Source organism: Bacillus sp. Xin1 (assembly GCF_013314535.1).
Taxonomy (GTDB): Bacteria; Bacillota; Bacilli; order Bacillales; family Bacillaceae_G; genus Bacillus_A.
On sequence record NZ_JABUAE010000003.1, the window covers coordinates 85,569 to 109,814 of the forward strand.

A 24,246-nucleotide genomic window follows, 5' to 3' on the forward strand; every position below is an offset into this window, starting at 1 on the left:
TTTATCAATATTCATAGCATTATTCCGGATTCTTATAAAGTGGGATACTCAGATAGAAAAATGATTTTTTATTTTTGTACTCTAGAATTACCGAATATGATTCTATTCAAGAAATAGCTGATAAAATACGATTTATCACTCGATTTTAGTAAATAATTTTATTAGTTTATCATCAAAGAACTTTCTTTCTTAATAGAAATATATAGTGTTGCGACAGGTGGAACGATCAAAACAGTTGGTGAGGTAGTTGGAACAGTTGCTGATTTTTAGAAGAAAGCTAAAAAACTGTCAAATGCTTCTAAAAGTACGAAGTTTAAAATATATCGCACAGGTTTTGATGATGTTGCTCAATACATTAAAGAGTATAAAAAATTGTCAAATTATATTACAAAAAAACAAGCAGAAGCTTTAGATTAGAAAAAATTGAAATGACTAAAGAAGGTAGAATTCGTGAAAGTTTATTAATAAAGGATGGCTGGCGTGATCCTCTTTTATACAGTATTTTAGAACAAGAATGGGAAAAATTAATCAATAAGTTTATATTGCGAATAAGTACTTTAGTACAATTAGGATAATAAAAGTGAAAAAATTTTTTTGTAAAAATTGAACACAGATATAATTAGATTTTATTAATGTGAAAAATTTGTTTGATTACACAAGCAGATTGGAAAAATAAAGCTAATCTTGTACTTGAAATACTAGTATTACTTAGTTCAATAATTATTCATTATCACACTAAACAGCTCCGTTATTTCAATAATTTAAAGCTTCGATTTACGTTTAATAATTCCTTTTCTGATTCAAAAAAATGGCCTGATTGCTGAACAAGAAAAAAACTGTATTAAAATACAGTTTTTTTGATCAATCTTTTTTATAAACGATTAGACTTTTTTATGAATGACTGAACTTTAATCCAAGTCCACACCAAAAGGATATACCGGTACAACTTTTTTATAAATGATTAAACTTTATTCCCAAGCTACAACTACGGCAAGAAAGTGATAGGGACTTAAATTTGTGTAGTGGAAATAAAATTGTTTAATTTTGTTTCTAGATATGTAGTAACTCCCTACTTGTTAATTTGGTAGAGGTTATTAAGGTTGTTTCTGTATACTTGATATTTTACTCTACTTAAATAGGGGATTATTCTATTTGATTTCAAAATAGACTCGTATATTTTTGTAAAAGAAGTTTTATATATTTATAAATTTGCACCAACGTTGTCTTTCTTTTTCCTCTCTAAAGTATATAAAAATTTTTGAAACATCTGGAATGATTGCTGGAATATTGGACTCTGGATAAAAGTGTATAGGAATGTCACAATAAAAACGGGACCGCCTAGAATATAACCAATTACTAATACAATGCTTTCCACAATAATTCTAGCCCGGCTTACAGATAATCCTGTTTTATCAGAAATGGCAAGCATGAATCCATCCCTTGGTCCTGCACCAATTGCAGCAGCGACATACATACCACCGCCAATACCTGTAATTATAATTCCAGAAAGTAAAATAAGCAGATTGATCCACAAAGAATGTGTGGCATGAGGAAGAATATCCAACCTTAAGAAAAAATCCATAATAGGGCCGATTAGCAGTGCGTTTAAGAATGTTCCTACGTTTATATATTTCCGATCTACTACTAAGGAAACAAGAACAAGAAATAAACCGCATATAACACTCCATGTACCAATGGTCCATCCAAATCGCTGATAAAGTGCCATATTCAAAACTTCCCATGGATGTAGGCCAAGAAATTTAACCTTTACTGCAATGGCATTGCCGAGTCCAAAGAAAGTTAATCCTAAGAAAAAAAGAAAATACCGAAAAAGTGTTAGCCCCATTTTTAATCCCCCTAATATTATATATCATTACGTATATTACATGTAGAAATCTAGTTATACAAATGTTTTGTATTTTATTATGAAAACAAATAATTTTTGGCTTTTAACCTTCAACCAAGAAAGAGCACACGCTTTTTTAATAGGAATGAAATTGACAATAGAATAAGTATAAGCTTTTATAATTTAGAAATAATATTATGGTTCGTAGTAATTACTAAAATAAAGAGGAGAGACACATATGACTATTAATAAATCAAATGATCCTAAAAAAGAATTAGCACTTCAAAAAAATTCAAACATGGATGGATTGATTAATCTGAAAGACGTAAGTGAAGGGATTCAAGATATAGTAGAGCCAGAAACAAGTACGCAAGAAGGAAATAGAGCTTCAATATATTGGGGTGATGAGTGGAATGTAGAAGAAGGGGAGAAGAGAAGCAGAAAAAAATAAAATGTTTTTAAAATAAGAAATATCAAGGATAAATAAGCTAACTCCGTACAAAAAAAAGAAAAGGCACTTTATTCAGTGACTTTTCTTTTTTCTATTCTAAAGGTTTCGCTTTTTATCTTGTTATTCTAACGCCGTAATATAAGTTTTACTGCATGAAATTACTCTATTTTTCTCCTATTCTATTCTCCTATTTTGAAACAAGTGTTGCATTTTGTCTCTTTCAATTTAGGAATTCTAACGACTTCCCCGCTTTTGGAAAATAACTGCCCATAGTTACCCGACCTTTCATACTATAATTGTAAATCGCTTTACCCTTGACTCCAGTCGCTGCCTTTTATCTATCAGTATTTAGGCAATAATTCAATAATATACTTACGTTCTCAAATTCCTAACAGTATGCGACGTGATTCCAAAACCCCCTTATAGAGTTACGTTTAACTTTATCTAAAGTTTCATGTATCAGTATTACTCCGCAAATTGGCCCGATTGTTGAACCTCACCATTTAGGTCAAAGCTAAGATTCCTTGCTTTATGACGGTTCTCCAAGGATTCGATTGCCAGTTCAAGCGCAGTTAAGCGTCGCTCATTTAGTGTTTTTTGAGAACTACCTTCTTTTGCTTTTGCTATCTGTTTTTCGATAGATGGAAGGACACCTTGTAGAATATCTTTAGAAGTCAAAATGCTTTCTTCGTCATAGGAAAAATCTCCCCCATTCCAAACGTTTTTGAGGCTTTCTATACCAATTTTTACGGCGTCTCGTCTCTTTTTGACAAGAGTTGTATTTGTACCTTTTTCGCTCATGCTTTTATAAGCATTTGAAAGTTTATTAAAAGTCGACTCTAAGGATTTAATAGACAAATTTTGGATTTCTTGGCTAACAGTCTTCATATACGAACCTCGCTTTTCTTTTTTAGTAATCCATTATTACATAATCAAGGCGATTTGACTATCCAATCAATTTCAGTATTTGTTCAATAAATCTTATATTTATGAACATAGGATAAAACTTAATGATATCAACGTTTTTCAGCTATAATCGCGTTCATAAAGTGTGTACAAAATTCAATGTTCAGTTAATCTGCGGATTTTATCTTTCTGAAGATGTATTTATCATTTCTTAAAGGTCTAAAAAATAATGATTGTTAATCTATGTATATATTAATATATTGTGGGTTTTGGAGAAGGAGTTATAACAAAAATTTCATTTTGTAGAAACAGGGAACAACCGAACAAGAATTTAAGTTGGTTTCTTAAAAGGACTTTCTCTCTTTTTTATCCATTCTGAACTAGCAATACTACCAACAATTGCAATGATAGAGCTGGCGGAAATAGATTTAATTACCCAATAAATACCTGTACCGGTAATTAAATCAATGATAATGAAATTTTTAATTGTTGATTTTTTTACTTTTATTGAGTGGAAAACAACTTGGTTATTTTTTTTAATCAATATGATCACGCTCCTTTTTATCAAAGAATATGACAAGGTAAGCTCGACATATTCTTTTTGTCCCTTGATGAGGAATCATAAAAAGAGCAGCTAGCCAACGCTAACTGCTTGATTTTAAGGGGGAACAAGGAGAAATACAATCATGTTATCTACAGTATTGACGGAATATTTAGCTTTATTCAAGGGAGAACAAAAAAAGCTGTGATTTCTCCCAGCAAGTCATAGGGTATTCGTGCATAGACGAATTTACTTATATAATATCTTGATAACTAAATGTTGATGAATTAGCAGTATAAATGGATAAAGGAACCATACAGAATAGATTGGTAGGGGCTACTTTACCAAGCATCGTTCCCTTATTCAACGGGTGGATATTAAAATTTCACATACCTAATATAAATTAAAAATAACAAAATTACAATAGGTGGATTTACCATGACAACATTTTACTAAAACTTAGGAGAATAGGTTGAAATGCTAGAGATTGAATTAAAGGACTTGAAGTTAGAACATAAATATCTTATGAAAAACATGCATATGAATGCACCTAAATTTAACGGGGGAACTGATTACAGCAAAGACCGTGTAACAGGGGGACAAATACCTTTAGCGTTAGATGAAATCGCAGGGAGACATGATCGCATTATGGAGAAGTCGCAACGCTTAAAAGAAAGAATCGCTGATAAAAAGGCATTAATGGGAGAAGTTCAATTTGTCATGAGTAACAAGAGGGGGTTAGAGCAACAAATTGTGTATTTACGTGATGTAATGGGATTTAACTTAAAAGAGATTGCTAGTGAATTAGGATATAGTTACGACCATATCAGAAGAGTGAGCAGCAGAATGAAAAGAAGCCACAATCATGCCACAATCGTGACGCACTGTTCTAGTGATTTAAAGGTGATACACTATTATTAGTGAGAGGTAGCGGAAACTACTTCCCACGTCCCACAAACTCTAGTGTTGTCTGCGAAACACCATTAGATGTTTCATGATTTCATAATTTTAGTTATTACTCACAACAATAACTAAAATTATGAAATAAGTCAGTGTCTTCTTTAAACAATCAAACTTTAAATTTACAAACAAATTTGATTGGACTTTATTCTAAAATATGTGACCTGTAACTTTTAAAGCAACATAATGGAACCCTCTCGTTATATATAACGAGAGGGTTCCATTATGGCTAGTTTGTATGTAAAAGCACTAGTTTACTTTTTTTATAAACCCTTTGTAATGACGTTTTACAAGCTGACTTTCTAATGTTTTCATTGTTTCTAATGCTACCCCTACGATGATGAGTAAGCTTGTACCACCAATTTGAGCAGAAGATGGTAAAGTAGCAACCTTTGTGAAAACAAGCGGTAAAATTGAAATAGCACCTAAGAAGATAGCACCAATAAATGTTAAGCGATACAAAATCTTTGTCACATATTGTTCTGTTGATTTCCCTGGTCGGATACCTGGAACATATCCGTTTTGCTTTTTTAAGTTTTCTGCCATTTGTTCAGGGTTTACTTGAATAAATGAATAGAAGTATGTGAAAGCAATAATGAGACCTACGTAAAGTGTCATGCCAACTGGATGTGCAAAATCTAGATTTGTACTTAACCATTTGGAAACACTAGAATCTGGGAAGAGCTGTGCGATTGTTCGCGGTGTCATGAGAAATGCTGAAGCAAAGATTACTGGGATTACACCAGCACTATTTACCTTTAAAGGTAAATGCGTATTTTTTGCTCCTTGATATTGATTATTCCCTGAAACAGCTTTTGCATATTGAATCGGTATTTTACGAATTGCCTGTTGAATATAAATAACACCGACAACGATTGCTAAAATAACTAATCCAATCAATACAATTTTTATAATATGCATAAAGAGTTGATCTCCAGCATTTTGGAATTGCTGTAAATAAATTTGATTCACGACATTTGGAATCGCTGCAACCAGCCCTGCAAAGATAAGCATTGAAATACCGTTACCTACGCCGTTTGCAGTAATTTGTTCACCTAACCAAAGTAAAAATGCAGTACCGGCAGTTAATACTGTAGCAATAAATAAATATGTAGTCCATCCTGGATTAGAAATTAATTGCCCGCCTGCTATATTATTAAAGCCAATAGACATCCCTATGGCTTGAATGAATGCGAGAATGATTGTAAAGTATCGGGTAAATTGAGCTGACTTTTTGCGGCCCATTTCTCCTTGCTTTGCCCACTCTGTAAATTTTGGTACAACATCCATTTGTAATAACTGTACAATGATGGAAGCTGTAATGTATGGTGTGATACCTACAGCAAAGATTGAGAAGTTTTGTAATGCTCCTCCGCCAAATACATTAAGCATACCTAAAACATTGGCTTGATCTTGTACTTTTAATACCTCTGCGTTAGTATGAGGAACTGGTATAAACGTGCCAATTCGAAAAACAATTAACATCGCAAGTGTAAAAAGGATCTTCCTTCTTATTTCAGCTACTCTCATAAAGTTTGAAATCGTACGAAACATCATGTCGCCTCCTGTATTTTTATCAGCTACCTAAAAGGGAAAACTGAACATTATATCCTAATGAATAAACCACAAACCTCCTTCCGTGTAGAATTCATTTGACAAATGAACGTTCAAAAATTTTGTAGTTTTATCATGGATATAAGAAACACAAGGTATATAAGCGAATAGATGGATCATCTTAATCATTCAATAACCATAATATACCTAATAAATAAAAAAATGTACATAGATAAGACTGAAAAGAATGAAAAATTAACGGGAAGGGCGAAAATTTTCCTGTTTTTCATAAATAGTTGCTTATATAAATCAGCAATTGTTATAATTTTCTTAATAATAAAAAGGAGGTGAGTAGATTCCATGATGCATTTACTCAGTAAACGTGTGGAAATGAGCCTGGATCTTTCTCACTCATATAGCTGGTGTGATAATTCATTTTTAAAAATACAATCTACATGAGATAATTGCATATGCTTTACGAGACATATTTCATGAGAAAGTGGATATCAATCATCCGTCTTATCAAGTGTTTCTACAGGGATATACAATATAAACATCAATTGATGAACATATTTTAAAAGATTTACCATTGTTTATGAGAATGCATCAATTAATTATGTTTACGAAAATGCTCTGAACTGTTGATATTCCAGAATTAGAGGAATATCCGGAATGGTTACAGAATTTACGAAAAAAGCTTGTAAACTATATACAAAAAACGAGAACAGAATTTAAAAAACCACACTTTTAAATTGTTATAAAAAGCGTGCTGGCAATTTGTCAGTATGCTTTTTTATGTATGGCTGTATAGCTATTTTTATTATAGTGAAGATACTTGGATGGAGGAAGAATATGAGCAACGACTTCTTTTTGAAGAAAGTAAAATTACTAGTACAGATGCATTCTGAAGGATTGCTTGGTGATGAAGTGATGCCTGAGGACGTTTTAATCAGAATTGTTCCAACTCATGATTTACCAAACGTGTTGACATTAGGAATGTCATTAAACTATCAAAGAGATTCATATAAGTTGTGGCAGTCGATTGTACAAGCCTATCTCAATGAAAGTTCTCAGTGGATTTTTCATTCAAATACTGTATCTAAGTGTAATCTAGATGAGTTACGAAACGTGTTGGTACATTATAGAGTAGCATTACAGCCTAACCGTCACCCTGAAATTTGGAAACGGGTAGCAATGGGGATTACTCGCTCTTCTTCAAATGGGGATGTTATGGGGTTAATTGAGTCTGTACAATTTGATATTTCCTTATTGGGGTCCCGCCCCATTATGCAAAAGATAAAAATTGGAAGCCAATAGATGAAAAATAATAATTACTTATTCAACTAACGCATGCATTAGTTGAACAACCTAAGGCTGCTTCGGTAGCCATTTTTTGTACCAACTGGCAGTTTAGTTTTCAATATGTGAAAAGGGATTTCTAAGTGATTAATTGAATATATATTTATTGTTTACTAATTCTTGGGGAGGTCCCTTTATGGGAGATAAGCTTTACTGTATTGCTGTATATCAGGTTCTTAATGAAGAAAGACTAGGAGCTTCGCACGGTTCTATAATAACTTATAGTGATGCTGTGACGGGATCTCCTGTTAGTGAGATAGGGTATTTTTTAATTTATTTATTATAGTAACGTACCCGAAGAGGTTGATATGGTGACATATCAACAAACTGAGGTGGTACCACGAAATTGCAACTCTCTCCCTCAAAGATTATTTCTTTGGGGTGAAAGTTTTTTTATTATATAAGTTTCATTATGTCATCATTTAAAGTTTTCGAGAGGAGAAATTATATGCATCCTATTTTATTAGAGGTTCCGTTACAAATAGAAACAGACAGACTAATTCTTCGAGCACCACTTCAAGCTGGTGACGGGAATGTAGTACACCAAGCTATTAAGGATTCAATTAATGAGTTAAAGCAATGGCTGCTTTTATTCCAGTCAATTCCTACTGTTGAAGAAACGGAAATTATCCTGAGAAATGCGCATATAGATTTTTTGAAAAGAGAAAGCTTTCGCTATCTTATCTATCATAAGGATACTAATGATTTTATCGGAACTGCTAGCCTTCACGGAATTAATTGGAAGATTTCTAAATGTGAAATTGGATACTGGATTAACACGCAATTTAGTGGCAATGGATATATGACAGAAGCAGTAAGTGAGTTAACAAACCTTGGATTTCAGTTACTCAAATTTAGAAGGGTTGAAATACGATGTGAATCTAATAACACTAAAAGTCGTACGATCCCTGAAAAACTAGGTTTTGAGCTTGAAGGGATATTACGTAATGAAGATCTTTCAGTTGACGGTAAAAAACTAACTGATACCTGCATCTATGCAAAGGTAAATTAGATTAAAATTTTAAAATTCCTTGTACAACTAAAGCATGCGATAGTTGTACAACATATCTTAAGGTCGGTTTCCAAATTTGGAAGGCGGCTTTTTTGATTTTTTATAACGAACAGTGTCATAACTTTTAAGGGGTCACACGGCCCAAAAAAGAAAATTGTACGTTAAAGAATATTTTTACATATCGTTAAGAAATAAAAACACAGGAGAAATGATTTTCCCTGTTGTTGGTTTGAATTAAAGTTTGATCAAAGTATTGCTACAAATATTGATTTTATAAAATGAAAAAATACGATATTCTTTCTGGGTACCCATCAACTTAAGAAATCAAGAAAGAACGCTTAGAATGCCATTTATTTGGGCAACTCATTAGTATTTTACTCTGTTCAACGACAATATTCAAAATGCGTCAGTTACTCTTGGATAAGAAAAAGAAAGAGTTAAGTGAATACAAATCCATCTATATGATAAAGAATTATTATCTATTGTTTTATGAGGGACTACAGAAGGGTAGCCATGAATTATTAAAAGTTTTACTGCGTTTGTTTTACCTTTTAGAGAAAAACGGAAGAAAATCTCGCCGGTACGAAAAGAAAAACGTCTTTGATAATCTGTGGAATTACTTATTCTATTGCCTGATTTAGCGGACTTGCGAGGTTTCAGCCCCCACAAGGTGGTATGTTAGAACCGATCTACAATATACTTGGACTTCAGTATCCACCAATACCATTAAGTTTCATTTTTATAGTAGTGTTGAGTGGAATTTTAGGAAGCTTGCTTAACTTAATCCCAGTTATGGGGGAAGAAATGGTTTGGCGGGGTTATATGCTCACAAGGCTAGTGGATGCGGATTTTTCACGTCCAATCCTTATTAGTGGATTGATTTGGGCAACGTGGCATGTCCCAATTGTTATTGCTGGACTATACGTAGAGGGAAGATCTATCTTTCTCTCTGTACTTGACATCTATTTTTGTATTGTGCCATTCAGTTATATTACAGCTTATTTACGACTTTTAACAGGTAGCGTTTGGCCTTCGGTTATTATCCATACCACTTGGAATGCCATTATTCAAGGACCTTTCGCGCGTGCAACTACAGGACATCAGTCAGAGATTTGGATTGGAGAATCAGGATTAATAACCGCCCTTATTATCTTGATTACGGCAATAATTGTGTCTCGGATAATTTACTAAACATTGATTTTTTACATAAATTTCAAAAAAATGATTGTGAATCAGAAAAATGGAATCTCAGATTCCTTTGTAAGGATTTTTAATAGTCATATGAATGCCATATGTATCGATAAAGATTAAAATTCACATGATTGAAAAGAGGGTGCTTAAACGCTATTTTGTTTTATTCGTAATTTTAAATCTGTAATATTGAAGCCAATGTAATACAATTTCATTGGCTTCAGTAAGCTGATTTTTAACTGAAAATAGAGTGGGAAATTAAGGGTGTCATATATATTAATTAAAAGTAGCATACAAAGAATACTTAAGTGACATTTCTTTTGTTATAGAATAAACAAATCCTGATATTGCAGTAACTATTGTTTTGAGGTTAATTTACTGTGAAATAAGTGTCTAATTTCTACTTTTACTTTGGATTAATATTACTGCACCTCTTAATTAGAGGTGTTGTTTTTGTTAATTAATAGCCATTGTACTTAGAAAATAAATAATATGTTTATGTCATGGAGTAATAAAGCTAGGTAGCATAAAGACTGATACTACAAAGATTAACAACATATAAAAAAATTATTTATATGTTGTGTCACCTCTGCTATTCCTAATAATTTTGAAATCTATTTATTTCTTCCGCTTTTGCGGAAACTAAAACTAATGTTGCGACCAGTAATATAGTGCCAATTAGATAAAAATAGTTGTCCCTATATATCGTCAGTATTTTTAATATTCCATTCGCTTTTTGTGTTTTCTATTTTTATTTTTGTACTGATGATAAGACCTTTCCCTCAATTAGATCTTTCAATAACATAGACCTATTTGGTGCTTGAATTTCTTCCAACGTGAACTTTCCGAAGCATAGTGGTTCAGAAATAGCTTTATCATTTTCATCTGTTGTTAAATTCTTGACTTCTTTATTATATTTGTCAAAAAAATTTTAATAAATCAGTTTATCAGTTTTACATTCGAATTAGCAGCATCCTCTTTTTTAATCTCAGTTTGTCCAAGTGATTGAATTGAATTTTTGGCTGTTAGTTCTTGCGGTGATACAGTATCTCCTATGACTTTCGCTGTATTTTTAATCTTTTTTCCAGCTTGTCCTCGCATGGAGTACCATTGTATGCTACTCTGTATGTGTCACATCCCAAAATTTTCCGTTTGCTTTTCCTACATTAAATTCACTTTTTTCTGTATCGAATGCATCTGTCACTGTTTAGCCAACTACTTGTAATATACCTGGGGCATATTCTAGTCCGTCTGGCAATGTATCCGCAAAGGCTAGATTTTTCTCAAGATTAGCAAGAAGCTATTACTTGCTAGAGTTGTATACTCCAATCATCCCTTGTTTCTGTATTTTGTAGGTTCTTCACTGTTTTCTCAAGTTCTATGATTAGATCTTGGAGAATTAAGAAACGACCTCCGCTCATTTCATTGTCGTTTAGAAAATTATAAGAAAAGAATCTATTTCTTTCACACTTTTCCTAACTACTCCGATATTTAGATGTTACTTACAAATAAATAATATATGATTTTCATAAAAAAGATATAGTAATATTTTGTCGTGAATTGTACTAATTTGATATTTTATAGTAATATTTGTCGTGAATTATACCTAGCGAAAAATAGTTTATGGATCCATAAAGGAACAAAGTGAAAAATTTATCAATTAATTTACTTAAAAGGAGAATGCAATGAATAATTCCACCGATATACAACACTTATGTGACCTAGCACATAAAGCATTTAATGTCCCTGTGCACATTTTATCTACAGATAAAAAAATTTTATATCATTCTACTTCTGATGATGTCAGTAGTCCTTTTTATTCTTCAAAAGAAGAATATCTTAGTGACATTTATCAAGAAAACGATCCCTATAACTTGCCACTTTTCAGATGTAACAGCTATCTTGAAAATTTCGTTTTAATTCATATAGAAAATCATGATTATATAAAAGGGACTATTATAATCGGTCCCACTATACATCCAAAGGGTTCAGATGATATGACTTTAAAACTTCAGAAAGAATTTAAATCGAATGATAAAATTCAAGAAAGACTAGCCTATTATCAGGGTTTACATGAGATTAAAAAAGATACGTTAATTGATATGGGAATTTTATTACATTACATGATTTTCAATGAAAAGTTAGATGAAAGTATTGTTTTAGAAAAAAATAAAGTACTAGAGGAGGTTTCTAATAAAATTGTGAAACCTGATTTATATATTTTAAAACGCCGACAAAATAAACCTAAGACTCATAATATGACATTAGTAAATGATTTTTTTTCGAGTATCAAAGAAGGAAATAAAAAAAAGTTAATACAGTATATGTATGCAGTTTCACAAGAAGATGTTGAACTTATGTTAATAGAGGATCCACTCAGGAACCAAAAAAATCTTGGGATTATTGCGATTACCTTAGCTACTAGATATGCGATAGAAGGAAACCTGCCACCAGATATTGCTTTTGCGCATAGTATTTTGTATATACAAACCCTAGAACAATTAGATAACGTAGAAGCTGTAAAGCGATTGTCAGGAGACGCTTTACGTACTTTTGCAGATCGTGTGAAGGAATACAATGCACAAAAGTATTCATACGCGGTTACTACATGTATGAAACATATTAATAAAAATATTTACGATGGAATATCTCTCGATGAACTTGCTAATCATTTGGATATTACCCCTACTTATTTATCTAAACTATTTAAAAAAGAAATGGGAATTCCTTTAAGCGAATATATTCAAAGGGAACGAGTGGAAGAAGCAAAAAAATTATTAACACTAACTACTTATTCGTTATCAGATATTTGTGCTTGGCTCAACTTTAATGACCAAAGTTATTTTACAAGGGTTTTCAAAAAAATTACTAGCATGACCCCTAGACAGTATCGTGAAAGATATAACTTAATATAGGCTTGTTATCTGGTTCTAATATAAAAACTTAAACATAGGTGTAAGTAGTCACTAAAACTTGGACGCACTGAACTTATTACTCTAGAAAGAGTATGTGATTTGTCAGGAAAATGAACCTGTATTCAAATAGACGCATTATCAACCTGATATTATTTTGTTAATGGAATAGCTTCAATTTTCGTGAGTTGGTAAAAATAATGGAGAAACGGGGCTTATCTATTTTTCATATAACGATTTTGCGCTGGATTTATTAGTATGTTTCTGAATTGGAAAAACGAGTCTAACGACAACTCAAACAAGTAGATCTTGAAGAGTCCATGAAACATATATCCAAGCAAAAGGACAATGGAAATATTTTTACCATGTTGTTAATTTGAAAGAATACACTAACCATTATTTTTTAAAGAAAAAACAGAAGGCTGCAAAGGGCTTTTTCAAGAAAGCATTGCGGCCTTTTTATATTTTAAAGCCATTTGTTATAACAATCGATAAGAATACAGTATTATCTTCATGTTAAGTAATTATTAATGGTAATATTGGAGATTATTCCATAAAATTCAAATAACATATATCATTGGATAAATCTATACTATATGTAATTATACATATCTAAATAATGGTAAAAAAGCATAAAAAAACCTATAAAATTATATTATAAGTATTTTTTCTAAAATAAAACTGCCCAGTTAAACTAAAATAGTTATTTTTCAACCATATACTCATTAATTTGTAATCATTACAATTACAGAGATGAAATCCAGAATTAATTTTTTAGTATAATATTTTTCGCTCATATTATTACTTAACAATTAAATTATCGAGTACAATCGACAAAATTTTGCTATTTACGCATCGAAAATTTAATGTTTTAATGAACAACATAACTGGTATGACCAGACAGAAAGGAGAAGATTAAGCTAATAGAAGTATAGTGAAGCTGCAAGTAGCATTATGTCGAGATCAGTTATCTTAATATTCGGTTAATTTTTAAGGAGTCTAGAATCTCAAAAGGATCAAGTTTGTAATAAAAGTGTTCTAAGTTTCTGCATAACAAAAGTGAATTTATTCCGCAATAAAAGTATAAGCAATGTACAGTATGATTTCACCTTTTGTAGTCTTGTAAGGCTATTGCTGACAAAACTAAGAGACATATTATGAAATTGATATTAGAAAAGGTCATGACAGGATTAACTGTAGAAGCAATGGTTTATCTATCTTCGCGGCTCTGTAAGCTAAACAGCAACTCTTGGGAGAAATTAATATTTTACTACTCATTGGGCAGCTAATTCAAATATAGCTGATGAATTTTTATCGTTTACTATTTGAAAAATAGAGTATCTAAATGAGAGGGAAGTAAAATCCTTAGATCCTATTAGAAGTAAATAATAACGATAACAGCCTATCTGAAAGACTTCTCCTTCCTTCATGCGTGTGCAAGGAGAGAGGCTAGCGCTATGTCGTACAAGTTATATGAATCAAGTTATAAAAAACAATGGTAAAGGAGTGTACGGAATGAAAAATAAAATAATTACAGGATTTTTAATCACATCCATTGTAACTGGAGCAACTATTCCTATCAATACTCTCGCAGCACCAATCGTTCAAGCAAAAACTCAACAGGAAAGTATGGATATTTCTTCATCATTACGAAAATTAGGTGCGCAATCTAAATTAATCCAAACGTATATTGATCAATCTTTAATGAGTCCTAATGTTCAGCTAGAGGAAGTCCCAGCTTTAAATACAAATCAATTCCTAATCAAACAAGATATGAAGGAATGGTCATCGGAACTCTATCCACAGTTAATTCTATTAAATTCAAAAAGTAAAGGATTTGTAACGAAATTCAATAGCTATTACCCGACATTAAAATCGTTTGTAGACAATAAAGAAGATAGAGAAGGGTTTTTGGATAGACTTGAAGTTCTTCAAGAAATGGCTATGACCAATCAAGAAAACGCGCAACGACAAATTAATGAATTAACAGATCTTAAATTACAGCTTGATAAAAAATTAAAAGATTTCGATACTGATGTGGTAACCGCGCAAGGCATACTAAGTACAGATGGAACAGGAAAAATAGATCAGTTAAAAAATGAATTATTAAATACCAAAAAGGCAATTCAAAATGATTTACAACAAATTGCATTAATACCAGGGGCTTTAAATGAACAGGGATTTGCTATATTCAAAGAAGTTTATAGTCTTTCAAAAGAAATTATTGAACCGGCTGCTCAAGCAGGGATGGCAGCGTATAACAAAGGAAAAGAAATTAACAACTCTATTCTAGAAGCAGAGAAAAAAGCAGCGCAAGAAGCGAAAGAGCAAGGTAAAACTGCTCTAGAGATTGAATCAGCCAAAAAAGCAGCTCGTGAAGCAATTGAGAAAAGCAAACAAGGTGAAATAGCTGCAGCTGCAGCCGCAAAAACGCAAGAGTATGACCTGATGAAAGCCATTGATACTGAAAAGATTAAGAAAACATTTGGTGTCTTCGCTGAAGTAAATAAACTAACAGCAGAACAGCGAGCATATTTAGATGATTTAGAGAAACAAAACCAAAAAATATATGATTTAACAACGAAACTATCAATAGCAGATTTACAAAAATCAATGCTTCTTCTTACGCAAAATGATTTGCATACGTTTGCAAATCAAGTAGATGTAGAACTTGACCTACTAAAGCGATATAAAGAAGATTTGGATCTAATAAAAAATAGCATTACAAAATTATCTACTAATGTTGATACAACTAACCAGCAGTCTCAAAAAGATACATTAAGACAATTAAAAAATGTAATAAGTTACCTTGAAGAACAGGTATATAAATTTTAATATTATGTTTTTAAAAATCTACAAAGATTATAAGAATCTAGCGAAAGAATGAGAAGGAGAATGGTTATGAAAAAATTTCCATTTAGAGTGCTAACTTTAGCCACTCTGGTAACGGTTATAACTGCTACTACCGGTAACACTATTCATGCATTTGCACAAGAAACGACCGCTCAAGAACAAAAAGTAGGCAATTATGCATTAGGGCCTGAAGGACTGAAGAAAGCATTGGCTGAAACAGGGTCTCATATTCTTGTAATGGATTTGTACGCAAAAACAATGATTAAGCAACCGAATGTAAATTTATCTAATATCGATTTAGGCTCAGAAGGGGGAGAGTTGCTCAAAAATATTCACCTTAATCAAGAACTGTCACGAATCAATGCAAATTATTGGTTAGATACAGCGAAGCCACAGATTCAAAAAACAGCCCGTAATATTGTAAATTACGATGAACAATTTCAAAATTATTATGACACATTAGTAGATACTGTACAAAAGAAAGATAAGGTAGGTCTAAAAGAGGGCGTAAGTGATTTAATTACTACAATTAATACAAATTCTAAAGAAGTTACAGATGTAATTAAAATGCTACAAGACTTCAAAGGGAAACTATATCAAAATTCTACAGATTTTAAAAATAATGTTGGTGGCCCAGATGGTAAAGGTGGGTTAACAGCAATATTAGCAGGTCAACAAGCAACGATTCCACAACTTCAAGCTGAAATTGAGCAACTGCGTTCTACTCAGAAAAAACATTTTGATGATGTATTAGCATGGTCAATTGGTGGTGGATTGGGAGCAGCTATTTTAGTTATTGCAGCTATTGGAGGAGCGGTAGTAATTGTTGTAACTGGCGGTACAGCAACACCGGCTGTTATTGGTGGACTTTCGGCTCTTGGTGCAGCTGGTATTGGCCTAGGAACAGCGGCTGGTGTCACGGCATCTAAGCATATGGATTCCTATAATGAAATTTCTAACAAAATCGGAGAATTAAGTATGAAAGCTGATCGTGCTAATCAAGCAGTTATTTCGCTTACTAACGCGAAAGACACATTGGCATATCTATATCAGACTGTGGATCAAGCGATATTGTCTCTAACAAATATTCAAAAACAATGGAATACAATGGGCGCAAATTATACAGATTTACTTGATAATATCGATTCTATGCAAGACCACAAATTCTCTTTAATACCGGATGATTTAAAAGCTGCTAAAGAAAGTTGGAATGATATTCATAAAGATGCAGAATTCATTTCAAAAGACATCGCTTTTAAACAGGAATAGAAATGAAAATTAAAACCTAAATTGGAGGAAAATGAAATGATAAAAAAAATCCCTTACAAACTACTCGCTGTATCGACGTTATTAACTATTACAAACGCTAATGTAGTTTCACCAGTAGCAACTTTTGCAAGTGAAATTGAACAAACGAACAATGGTGATACGGCTCTTTCTGCAAATGAAGCGAGGATGAAAGAAACCTTGCAAAAGGCTGGATTATTTGCAAAATCTATGAATGCCTATTCTTATATGTTAATTAAAAATCCAGATGTGAATTTTGAAGGAATTACTATTAATGGATATGTAGATTTACCTGGTAGAATCGTACAAGATCAAAAGAATGCAAGAGCACATGCTGTTACTTGGGATACGAAAGTAAAAAAACAGCTTTTAGATACATTGACGGGTATTGTTGAATATGATACAACATTTGACAATTATTATGAAACAATGGTAGATGCGATTAATACAGGGGATGGAGAAACTTTAAAAGAAGGGATTACAGATTTACGAGGTGAAATTCAACAAAATCAAAAGTATGCACAACAATTAATAGAAGAATTAACTAAATTAAGAGACTCTATTGGACAAGATGTTAGAGCATTTGGAAGCAATAAAGATCTCTTGCAGTCGATTTTAAAAAACCAAGGTGCAGATGTTGAGGCTGATCAAAAACGTCTAGAAGAAGTATTAGGATCAGTAAACTATTATAAACAATTAGAATCTGATGGGTTTAATGTAATGAAGGGTGCCATTTTGGGTCTACCAATAATTGGCGGTATCATAGTGGGAGTAGCAAGAGATAATTTAGGTAAGTTAGAGCCTTTATTAGCAGAATTACGTCAGACCGTGGATTATAAAGTAACATTAAATCGTGTAGTTGGAGTTGCTTACAGTAATATTAATGAAATGCATAAGGCACTTGATGATGCTATTAACGCTCTTACTTATATGTCCACGCAGTGGCATGACTTAGATTCTCAATATTCGGGCGTTCTGGGGCATATTGAGAATGCAGCTCAAAAAGCGGATCAAAATAAATTTAAATTCTTAAAGCCTAATTTGAATGCAGCGAAAGACAGTTGGAAAACATTACGAACAGATGCTGTTACATTAAAAGAAGGGATAAAGGAATTAAAAGTGGAAACTGTTACTCCACAAAAATAGGGAAATATTAATTCTGTTGCAAAGTGAGCCAAAACATAGAGAGTCTATGATTACACTGTTAAACAGTAAGGCGATAATTAATAAATCCTTATATACCAGAAAGGCGGAGTCTCATTAAAGACTTCGCCTTTCTGGTATATAAGTTTTATCCAAATAAAAGATAACCGTGTAGTTTACTTGTTTTTTTAAACTTTGCAATAGAATCGATTAATTGGGGACAGATTATATAGATTTGCTTGATAATATCGAATCTATGCAACAACATCGCTTTTTAATAAGAATAGAACTTGAAATAATACCTTATATAGGAGGAATAAGAAATGATGAAAAAAAAACCTTACATAATACTCGCTGTATCAGCGTTTTTAACTATGACAACTACTTATGCGGTCACACCAGTAGCAACCTTTGCAATTGAAACTGAACAAACGAACACTGGAGATATGTCTCTTTCAGCAAATGAAGAACAGATGAAAAAAATTGTCCAAGATGCTGGGTTATTTGCAAAAGCTATGAATGAATATTCTTATTTGCTAATCAATAATCCGGATGTGAGTTTTGAAGGAATTACTATTAATGGGTATGCAGATTTACCTAGTAAAATTGTACAGGATCAAAAGAATGCAAGAGCACATGCTGTTACATGGAATACGAAAGTAAAAAAACAGCTTTTAGATACATTGACAGGCATTATTGAATACGATACAAAGTTTGAAAATTATTATGAAACATTAGTAGAGGCGATCAATAATGGAAATGGGGATACTTTTAAAAAAGGGATTACAGATTTACGGGGGGAATTCAACAAAATCAAAAGTCTGCAAAAGCATTAATAGAAGAATTAACTAAATTTAAAAACGCTATTGGAGAAGATGTTAGAGTATTTGGAAGCCATAAAGAGACATTGCAATCGATTTTAAAAAACCAAAGAGCTGATGTGGAGACTGATCAAAAGCGTTTAGATGAAGTTTTAGGACAAGTAAACTATTATAAGAAATTAGAATCTGATGGATTAACTATGGTGAAAATCCCTTTTATCCCCACGCTTATTTCTGGTGGCATAATGATAGGTACAGCTAGAGATAATTTAGGTCGATTAGAGCCTACTTTAACAGAATTACGTAAAACTGTAGATTATAAACTTACATTAAACCGTGTAGTTGGAGTTGCATTTCATAATATTAGTGATATGCATAGTATGATTGATAGTGCTATTACTGTTCTTACTTATATGTCCACACAATGGGATGATTTAGACTCTCAATATTCGGGTGTACTGGGGCATATTGAGAATGCAGCTCAAAAAGCTGATCAAAATAGATATAAATTTTTAAAGCCTAACTTGAATGCAGCGAAAGACAGTTGGAAAACATTAAGAACAGATGTTGTCACATTAAAAGAAGGGATAAAAATTGCAGAGAAGAAAGAACAGGATTTTATGGATCAACTTCGTCCATCAAACGTTTTCTACTTTTATAAAAAAATTCATAACGCATACACATTTGAAATAAAGACTGGAACAAATGCGCCAAATGCGTCTTATAAAGTTATGAATTTAACTAAAAACACTGTTCATAATATGTGGAGTGGAGGGGCTAGTACAAACATGTGGGCTGACTGGCTTTCATTTAATCCAAATGATGAATTTGCGGTGGTAGCAGTAGTGGATGGTAAAGAATATGTTGTGTATAAAGACAAAGTAGAAAATATAATGAACTGAACCCGAAAAATAACGCAGTAAATGGAAGCCTTCTTGATGTCAGTCTGACAGTTTCTCCTATACTAGACGTAAGAGGAAATGTGATAGCTTTAGCTGCAATATGTAGAGACATCTCTGAAAGAAAACAAGCAGAAAGAGAACGACATCGATTACACCAACAATTAAGAGATAGTGAGATGAAGTACCGTGAACTAATCGAACAAGCAACTGACGCAGTATATGTAGTAGAGCTGAATGAAGATCATTTTCCAAGTCGATTTATTGAGGTAAACCCTGTTGGGTGTAAAAGATTTGGATATAGTAGAGAAGAGCTGCTCTCGTTACCATTTCCAAATGTAGTACCACAAGATTCTATAATGATTGTAAGGTTGTTAGAAAAAATTAGAGAGGGACAAACTTCCTTCACTTTGCAAGATGAATATGTTTTTCCAACAGGAAAAATAATAACAACTGAGTTTAGTGTCCGTGTTTTTAACTTAAATGGTAAAAAAGTTTTCCTAAGTATTTCCCGTGATATCACTGAACGACTAAAAACAGAAGAATTACTACGAAAATCTGAAAAACTTGCTGTCGTAGGACAATTAGCGACTGCAATGGCTCATGAAATTAATAATCCATTAACCGCAATGAAAGGGTTTATGCAATTACTAAAATCAACGGAAAATGAGAATAATCAGGGTTATATAAATATAGTATCATCAGAAATTGAGCGTATAGAAAGTATTACAAATGAATTTATGACGGTAGCCAAACCACAGGTGGTAAAAATACAACCTAATGATATTAGTGTGCTAATGGATCAAGTTTTAATGCTACTGCAGCCTCAAGCAATGATGAATAATATAAAAATTAGAATTGATTTTACACCTGGTATTCCATTGATTCCATGTGAAGGAAATCAATTAAAACAAGTATTTGTTAATATTATAAAAAATGCAATTGAATCTATGCCAATGGGAGGTGACATTCTGATTCAAGTTAATATACTTGATAATGATCAAATAAGAATTCGTTTTATCGATCAAGGGTGTGGGATTCCAAAAGAACGTATACCATATCTCGGAGAACCTTTTTATAGTATTAAAGAAGTGGGGATTGGCTTAGGGTTAATGATCTGTTATAAAATTATCGAAACACATCGGGGAAAGGTATTTATTGAGAGTAAAGTGAATAAGGGAACTATAGTTGAAGTCACTCTCCCTATTTGTACACTTCATAATTAATACATTCTTTTACTGAAATTTTATAAGAAACTATACAAAATGTAATGTTAATGTCACTTAATGAAATAAAAAAGAGTATAAGATAATATAAAATTCAAAGTGTTCATACGAACAAAATAAATAAACAATAGAATGGAATTATGAATGGACATGTGTAAGAAATTAGTGAAACCACTAATTGTATTAGGAAGTGCTACGTTACAAACACTGGGTGCTTATGTATATACAATTATGGATTACGTTACAATAGATGAATTTAGTAAAGAAGCCTAGGTAGAGACTAAAGAAACAGCTAGTCAAGCAACTATTAATCACTTTAAAACAGAAAAAATATGGATATTGTCATTACTCAGATTTGTTTCTAAAGAGAATATGCGACACCTGAGATTTATTTAGAGGGACATGTTTCTGGAAATGAGAAACAAAAAAATTCTGCTACTGTAAAATCTTTAGAAGATTATCGAGTTAAAGATACATCTAAAAACTAAATTTATTGTTAGTGAGCAGTTAGCTTTGGCTAACTGCTTTTTTGTATATATTGTAATCGATTCTTCATTTTACTGCTTTATTGATGTTTGATATACAGATTATATGGCCTTTAAAAAATCTGTAAGTGTTTTGTAATATTTTCGAGAGACTTTTTTAACAGTTATGAGAGAGAAATGAAAGATTTGTTAAATATGATGAAATTAATCTTACTAGTAGGTGTTCTAACTCACCTAGAAATCAAGGAGGAAAAATAACAATGAAAAAATTGAAGCCAGCACTTAGTGTATTGGGTAGTGTATCAATGGCACTGACTTTAGCATCCCCTGCTTTAGCAGATGTAAAACAGCCGAATCCAGGAAGTACAGTTGAAATATTCAAAGAGAATGCAAATGCAAAAAAAGAAGATAAGAATTTTACGCTCGGATCTGATGGGGAAATAGGTTCGCTCATTACACAAAATATTGAAATGGCAAACAACGATTGGGACAAAGATGGTATTTCTAACGACTTAGAGATTAATGGATATAAAATTGAATTTAATTCACAAACTGGGAAAAATGAAGCGAAAGCATGGGATCCCGAGAAGGATAAAGGGAAACCAAAATTTATATCGAATCCTATGAATGCAAATACGGATGGTGATCCTTTTACTGATATGTATGAGGTTGAGAATTATAACAATGATTCTGATACTAATTTCAATCCGATAGTTGCCAACATGCCGAATTTGCAAATTGGTGTCAAACGGATTGAAGTAATTCCTATTGCAACCATTACGGATAATAATGGCGGATCAGTTAGCAGAGGATGGGAAAAAAGCGTATCTACACAACATTCATTTAATGTAGGTTTAAGTGGTTCAGGTGGTGTAGAAGGCTCAGCAGCCGGTCCTGTTCCTTCTGGAAGCGTTTCAGCAAACGTGGGATATGGATATTCAAAAACAACTACTGAAACGGAGAGTTATACAAATAATTTTGATTGGTCTACCGCAACAACTATAGATATAGCGAATGCTGCAAAATTACGGGTACATCTGGAATATAAGAATGTAGGCACAGCATCCGCTGAAAATGTTTCGCCTCATTTTAATATTCGTTTAGGAAACAAAATTATTAATACTGTAAAGGCAACACAAGATCGTTATAAGGCAAACTATTTAAGTACAGAAAAAGGTGGACGGAATAAAACAGAAGTAGTAATTGACAGTTTAGAGGGACAAGCAGATGCAAATATTGTCTTATCATTGGATGAATTGAAAGCTGTTGAGCAAGGGGAACTTCTTTCGATTGAAGTTTTACCTACAAGTACAATGGATTTATCCATCGAAAAAGGTGAAGAAGTTATGCATTTAGGAGATTCAGGGAGATATGAATCTAGAGTAAATGCAGCTACAGAACAATTAGAAACAGATATAGGAAATATACCAGGGTTTAGGGTATATACTCCTAAAGACAAATCCCTTGCTGATAAGCCAATCTTATCCTATAACGAAGTTTTTCAACATATTAATATAGATACGAATAAAGTAAAGCATATTGTAAACAAAGCTAAAAGTAATAATCAAGTATCAGTGGTTTCAGATAATAATGGAACTGATGCATTGAACGCTTTAAAAGCGGGGCAGGGGGATCGCGGTTATTTACATAAAGACTCTGTACACGGTGCTTTTGCAAAACTACAGCAACCAACATTAGTAGAAGGTAGTTATGATCCTGTTACGCAAAAAATTCGGGCATCAATCTTACCTGGTTTATTTGGAGTGAGTAAAGAGATCCCTACTACTTATAGCAAGAAATGGAATGCTCCTTCACAAACAGTAACACTAGTTAAACGTGAGAATGGATATACATATGAGTCTAGAGAAAATATACATCCTATTAAATCTGAAATTGCAGCGCACAGAAAAGTTACATTTGAAATCAATGACGCACGCAATCTAACGCCTACACAAAAGATTGATACCGAAATTAAAGCTAATAAAGAATTTGAAGATTATGTAGTAGATAATTCAGGTGAATTTGTTACAGAAGGAGTTCCTTATACTGTCGCTTCATATGGAAATACAGCTTATTGGGGAAGTCATCACGCCGGGAATAAATGGGAGTATCTTTGGGCTGAAAAATCTAGCGGTGAAAAAGTGAATGTAATTATTGAAAGAGTAGGTCAACCTAAACCTGGAAAACCAATTAAAAAGGATGAAGATGTATTAATTAAATTCCAAAATCCTATTTATTCAGATTATGCATATTTAAAACTTCAAGATAGTTATATCCATTTAGATCAAAAACAGAACGCAAGTACTTTTAAATTTAATCATGCATACCCAAAGAACTTCACTGGACACCATAAGCAATGGAACATACTATCTAATGGTAACAAGTTAAAGGTAGGATATTTAATCGATTATATGAAATATGGTAATGGAGAGAATGGGACTGATACTATAGCATGGAATCTATCAAGAGCTCAGTAATATGTAACAGTTCTGTTGCTAAGTTTGAAAAAAGAACCGGTAATGAACTGAATATGAAAAGTTAGATACAAAAATTTAGGCTACTAATAGGGAATGAGTTCGATGTTGAATCGGACTCATTCCTTTTAATTTATATGATTTAGAAACTACTATTTTAAATACTTATCTAGTCATATAAGTAATCAAATGTTAAGATTACTATCTGGATTACATAAATATTTTTCTGAATTTTCATTTGTTTCGATGCCGAAATGAGGAATTCTGATTTATTGATACAATCAGTTTTTATATCTTTACCTATAAAGATATATTTATTGGATAAT

General features: G+C 32.4%; 16 protein-coding genes and 5 pseudogenes. 16 read left to right on the forward strand and 5 right to left on the reverse strand.

Features of this window, described 5'->3' with window-relative positions:
- Nucleotides 1-1,201: 1,201 nt before the first annotated feature.
- Entirely contained in the window at nucleotides 1,202-1,846 is a 645-nt protein-coding gene (locus HRG09_RS05670) for a YczE/YyaS/YitT family protein (RefSeq protein WP_174099774.1), read from the reverse strand.
- A gap of 238 nt (nucleotides 1,847-2,084) precedes the next feature.
- On the opposite strand from HRG09_RS05670, the gene HRG09_RS05675 reads away from it, so the two are divergent.
- Nucleotides 2,085-2,297, forward strand: a complete 213-nt coding sequence (locus tag HRG09_RS05675; protein WP_174099775.1) for a hypothetical protein — start codon at nucleotides 2,085-2,087, stop codon at nucleotides 2,295-2,297.
- A 465-nt stretch (nucleotides 2,298-2,762) separates the two neighbouring features.
- Here the strand turns inward: HRG09_RS05675 and HRG09_RS05680 are convergent, their stop codons facing one another.
- Together HRG09_RS05680 and HRG09_RS05685 are read right to left on the reverse strand one after the other, a co-directional pair.
- Nucleotides 2,763-3,185, reverse strand: a complete 423-nt coding sequence (locus HRG09_RS05680) for a hypothetical protein (RefSeq protein ID WP_174099776.1) — start codon at nucleotides 3,183-3,185, stop codon at nucleotides 2,763-2,765.
- Between the two features lie 349 nt (nucleotides 3,186-3,534).
- The gene (locus HRG09_RS05685) at nucleotides 3,535-3,750 is read right to left on the reverse strand and encodes a hypothetical protein (RefSeq protein WP_174099978.1); all 216 of its coding nucleotides are present in this window, start codon (nucleotides 3,748-3,750) and stop codon (nucleotides 3,535-3,537) included.
- A gap of 471 nt (nucleotides 3,751-4,221) precedes the next feature.
- Here HRG09_RS05685 and HRG09_RS05690 point away from each other — a divergent pair, with 471 nt between their 5' ends.
- The gene (locus HRG09_RS05690; protein ID WP_254610031.1) at nucleotides 4,222-4,665 is read left to right on the forward strand and encodes an RNA polymerase sigma factor sigma-70 region 4 domain-containing protein; all 444 of its coding nucleotides are present in this window, start codon (nucleotides 4,222-4,224) and stop codon (nucleotides 4,663-4,665) included.
- A 288-nt stretch (nucleotides 4,666-4,953) separates the two neighbouring features.
- Here the strand turns inward: HRG09_RS05690 and secY are convergent, their stop codons facing one another.
- Nucleotides 4,954-6,258, reverse strand: a complete 1,305-nt coding sequence (gene secY, locus HRG09_RS05695) for a preprotein translocase subunit SecY (protein ID WP_174099777.1) — start codon at nucleotides 6,256-6,258, stop codon at nucleotides 4,954-4,956.
- A gap of 852 nt (nucleotides 6,259-7,110) precedes the next feature.
- On the opposite strand from secY, the gene HRG09_RS05700 reads away from it, so the two are divergent.
- The 5 genes and pseudogenes from HRG09_RS05700 to HRG09_RS05720 all read left to right on the forward strand — a co-directional run.
- On the forward strand, nucleotides 7,111-7,575 hold the full coding sequence (locus HRG09_RS05700) for a hypothetical protein (protein WP_174099778.1): 465 nt from the start codon (nucleotides 7,111-7,113) through the stop codon (nucleotides 7,573-7,575).
- Between the two features lie 178 nt (nucleotides 7,576-7,753).
- Complete coding sequence (locus tag HRG09_RS05705; RefSeq protein WP_170958730.1) at nucleotides 7,754-7,903, forward strand: hypothetical protein; 150 nt, start codon at nucleotides 7,754-7,756, stop codon at nucleotides 7,901-7,903.
- 162 nt (nucleotides 7,904-8,065) lie between these two features.
- Nucleotides 8,066-8,629 (forward strand): GNAT family N-acetyltransferase, encoded by a 564-nt coding sequence (locus tag HRG09_RS05710; RefSeq protein ID WP_174099779.1) that lies wholly within the window; start codon nucleotides 8,066-8,068, stop codon nucleotides 8,627-8,629.
- Nucleotides 8,630-8,949: 320 nt separating this feature from the next.
- Nucleotides 8,950-9,240, forward strand: a pseudogene (locus HRG09_RS05715) (IS4 family transposase); the annotation flags it as partial.
- A pseudogene (locus tag HRG09_RS05720) lies at nucleotides 9,230-9,820 on the forward strand (CPBP family glutamic-type intramembrane protease); the annotation flags it as partial. The pseudogenes HRG09_RS05715 and HRG09_RS05720, both read left to right, overlap by 11 nt.
- 939 nt (nucleotides 9,821-10,759) lie before the next feature.
- Here the strand turns inward: HRG09_RS05720 and HRG09_RS05730 are convergent.
- The gene (locus tag HRG09_RS05730; protein ID WP_174099781.1) at nucleotides 10,760-10,921 is read right to left on the reverse strand and encodes a hypothetical protein; all 162 of its coding nucleotides are present in this window, start codon (nucleotides 10,919-10,921) and stop codon (nucleotides 10,760-10,762) included.
- A gap of 584 nt (nucleotides 10,922-11,505) precedes the next feature.
- Here HRG09_RS05730 and HRG09_RS05735 point away from each other — a divergent pair.
- The 9 genes and pseudogenes from HRG09_RS05735 to HRG09_RS05770 all read left to right on the forward strand — a co-directional run bounded on the left by HRG09_RS05735 (nucleotide 11,506) and on the right by HRG09_RS05770 (nucleotide 23,923).
- Nucleotides 11,506-12,735: a helix-turn-helix domain-containing protein gene (locus tag HRG09_RS05735; RefSeq protein ID WP_174099782.1), complete on the forward strand. Its 1,230-nt coding sequence runs from the start codon at nucleotides 11,506-11,508 to the stop codon at nucleotides 12,733-12,735.
- A 322-nt stretch (nucleotides 12,736-13,057) separates the two neighbouring features.
- A pseudogene (locus HRG09_RS29635) lies at nucleotides 13,058-13,252 on the forward strand (DDE-type integrase/transposase/recombinase); the annotation flags it as partial.
- Between the two features lie 995 nt (nucleotides 13,253-14,247).
- On the forward strand, nucleotides 14,248-15,567 hold the full coding sequence (gene hblC / locus HRG09_RS05745; protein ID WP_174099783.1) for a hemolytic enterotoxin HBL lytic component L2: 1,320 nt from the start codon (nucleotides 14,248-14,250) through the stop codon (nucleotides 15,565-15,567).
- Nucleotides 15,568-15,633: 66 nt separating this feature from the next.
- Nucleotides 15,634-16,854 (forward strand): hemolytic enterotoxin HBL lytic component L1, encoded by a 1,221-nt coding sequence (hblD, locus tag HRG09_RS05750; RefSeq protein WP_174099784.1) that lies wholly within the window; start codon nucleotides 15,634-15,636, stop codon nucleotides 16,852-16,854.
- 36 nt (nucleotides 16,855-16,890) lie between these two features.
- On the forward strand, nucleotides 16,891-18,018 hold the full coding sequence (hblA, locus tag HRG09_RS05755; RefSeq protein ID WP_174099785.1) for a hemolysin BL binding component B: 1,128 nt from the start codon (nucleotides 16,891-16,893) through the stop codon (nucleotides 18,016-18,018).
- A 320-nt stretch (nucleotides 18,019-18,338) separates the two neighbouring features.
- Nucleotides 18,339-19,738: pseudogene (gene hblB, locus HRG09_RS05760) on the forward strand (hemolysin BL regulatory component HblB).
- 20 nt (nucleotides 19,739-19,758) lie between these two features.
- Nucleotides 19,759-20,961 (forward strand): annotated as a pseudogene (locus HRG09_RS05765) (PAS domain S-box protein); the annotation flags it as partial.
- A 144-nt stretch (nucleotides 20,962-21,105) separates the two neighbouring features.
- The gene (locus HRG09_RS29340; RefSeq protein ID WP_302480764.1) at nucleotides 21,106-21,234 is read left to right on the forward strand and encodes a hypothetical protein; all 129 of its coding nucleotides are present in this window, start codon (nucleotides 21,106-21,108) and stop codon (nucleotides 21,232-21,234) included.
- A 472-nt stretch (nucleotides 21,235-21,706) separates the two neighbouring features.
- Complete coding sequence (locus HRG09_RS05770) at nucleotides 21,707-23,923, forward strand: binary toxin-like calcium binding domain-containing protein (RefSeq protein ID WP_174099786.1); 2,217 nt, start codon at nucleotides 21,707-21,709, stop codon at nucleotides 23,921-23,923.
- The last annotated feature ends 323 nt before the right edge of the window (nucleotides 23,924-24,246 follow it).

Bases quoted from the DNA above. Each gene is read 5' to 3' on its own strand.
- HRG09_RS05670 (WP_174099774.1), bottom strand. From the start codon at position 1,846: ATGGGGCTAACACTTTTTCGGTATTTTCTTTTTTTCTTAGGATTAACT.
- HRG09_RS05675 (WP_174099775.1), top strand. From the start codon at position 2,085: ATGACTATTAATAAATCAAATGATCCTAAAAAAGAATTAGCACTTCAA.
- HRG09_RS05680 (WP_174099776.1), bottom strand. From the start codon at position 3,185: ATGAAGACTGTTAGCCAAGAAATCCAAAATTTGTCTATTAAATCCTTA.
- HRG09_RS05690 (WP_254610031.1), top strand. From the start codon at position 4,222: ATGCTAGAGATTGAATTAAAGGACTTGAAGTTAGAACATAAATATCTT.
- secY (WP_174099777.1), bottom strand. From the start codon at position 6,258: ATGTTTCGTACGATTTCAAACTTTATGAGAGTAGCTGAAATAAGAAGG.
- HRG09_RS05700 (WP_174099778.1), top strand. From the start codon at position 7,111: ATGAGCAACGACTTCTTTTTGAAGAAAGTAAAATTACTAGTACAGATG.
- HRG09_RS05705 (WP_170958730.1), top strand. From the start codon at position 7,754: ATGGGAGATAAGCTTTACTGTATTGCTGTATATCAGGTTCTTAATGAA.
- HRG09_RS05710 (WP_174099779.1), top strand. From the start codon at position 8,066: ATGCATCCTATTTTATTAGAGGTTCCGTTACAAATAGAAACAGACAGA.
- HRG09_RS05730 (WP_174099781.1), bottom strand. From the start codon at position 10,921: ATGCGAGGACAAGCTGGAAAAAAGATTAAAAATACAGCGAAAGTCATA.
- HRG09_RS05735 (WP_174099782.1), top strand. From the start codon at position 11,506: ATGAATAATTCCACCGATATACAACACTTATGTGACCTAGCACATAAA.
- hblC (WP_174099783.1), top strand. From the start codon at position 14,248: ATGAAAAATAAAATAATTACAGGATTTTTAATCACATCCATTGTAACT.
- hblD (WP_174099784.1), top strand. From the start codon at position 15,634: ATGAAAAAATTTCCATTTAGAGTGCTAACTTTAGCCACTCTGGTAACG.
- hblA (WP_174099785.1), top strand. From the start codon at position 16,891: ATGATAAAAAAAATCCCTTACAAACTACTCGCTGTATCGACGTTATTA.
- HRG09_RS29340 (WP_302480764.1), top strand. From the start codon at position 21,106: ATGGACATGTGTAAGAAATTAGTGAAACCACTAATTGTATTAGGAAGT.
- HRG09_RS05770 (WP_174099786.1), top strand. From the start codon at position 21,707: ATGAAAAAATTGAAGCCAGCACTTAGTGTATTGGGTAGTGTATCAATG.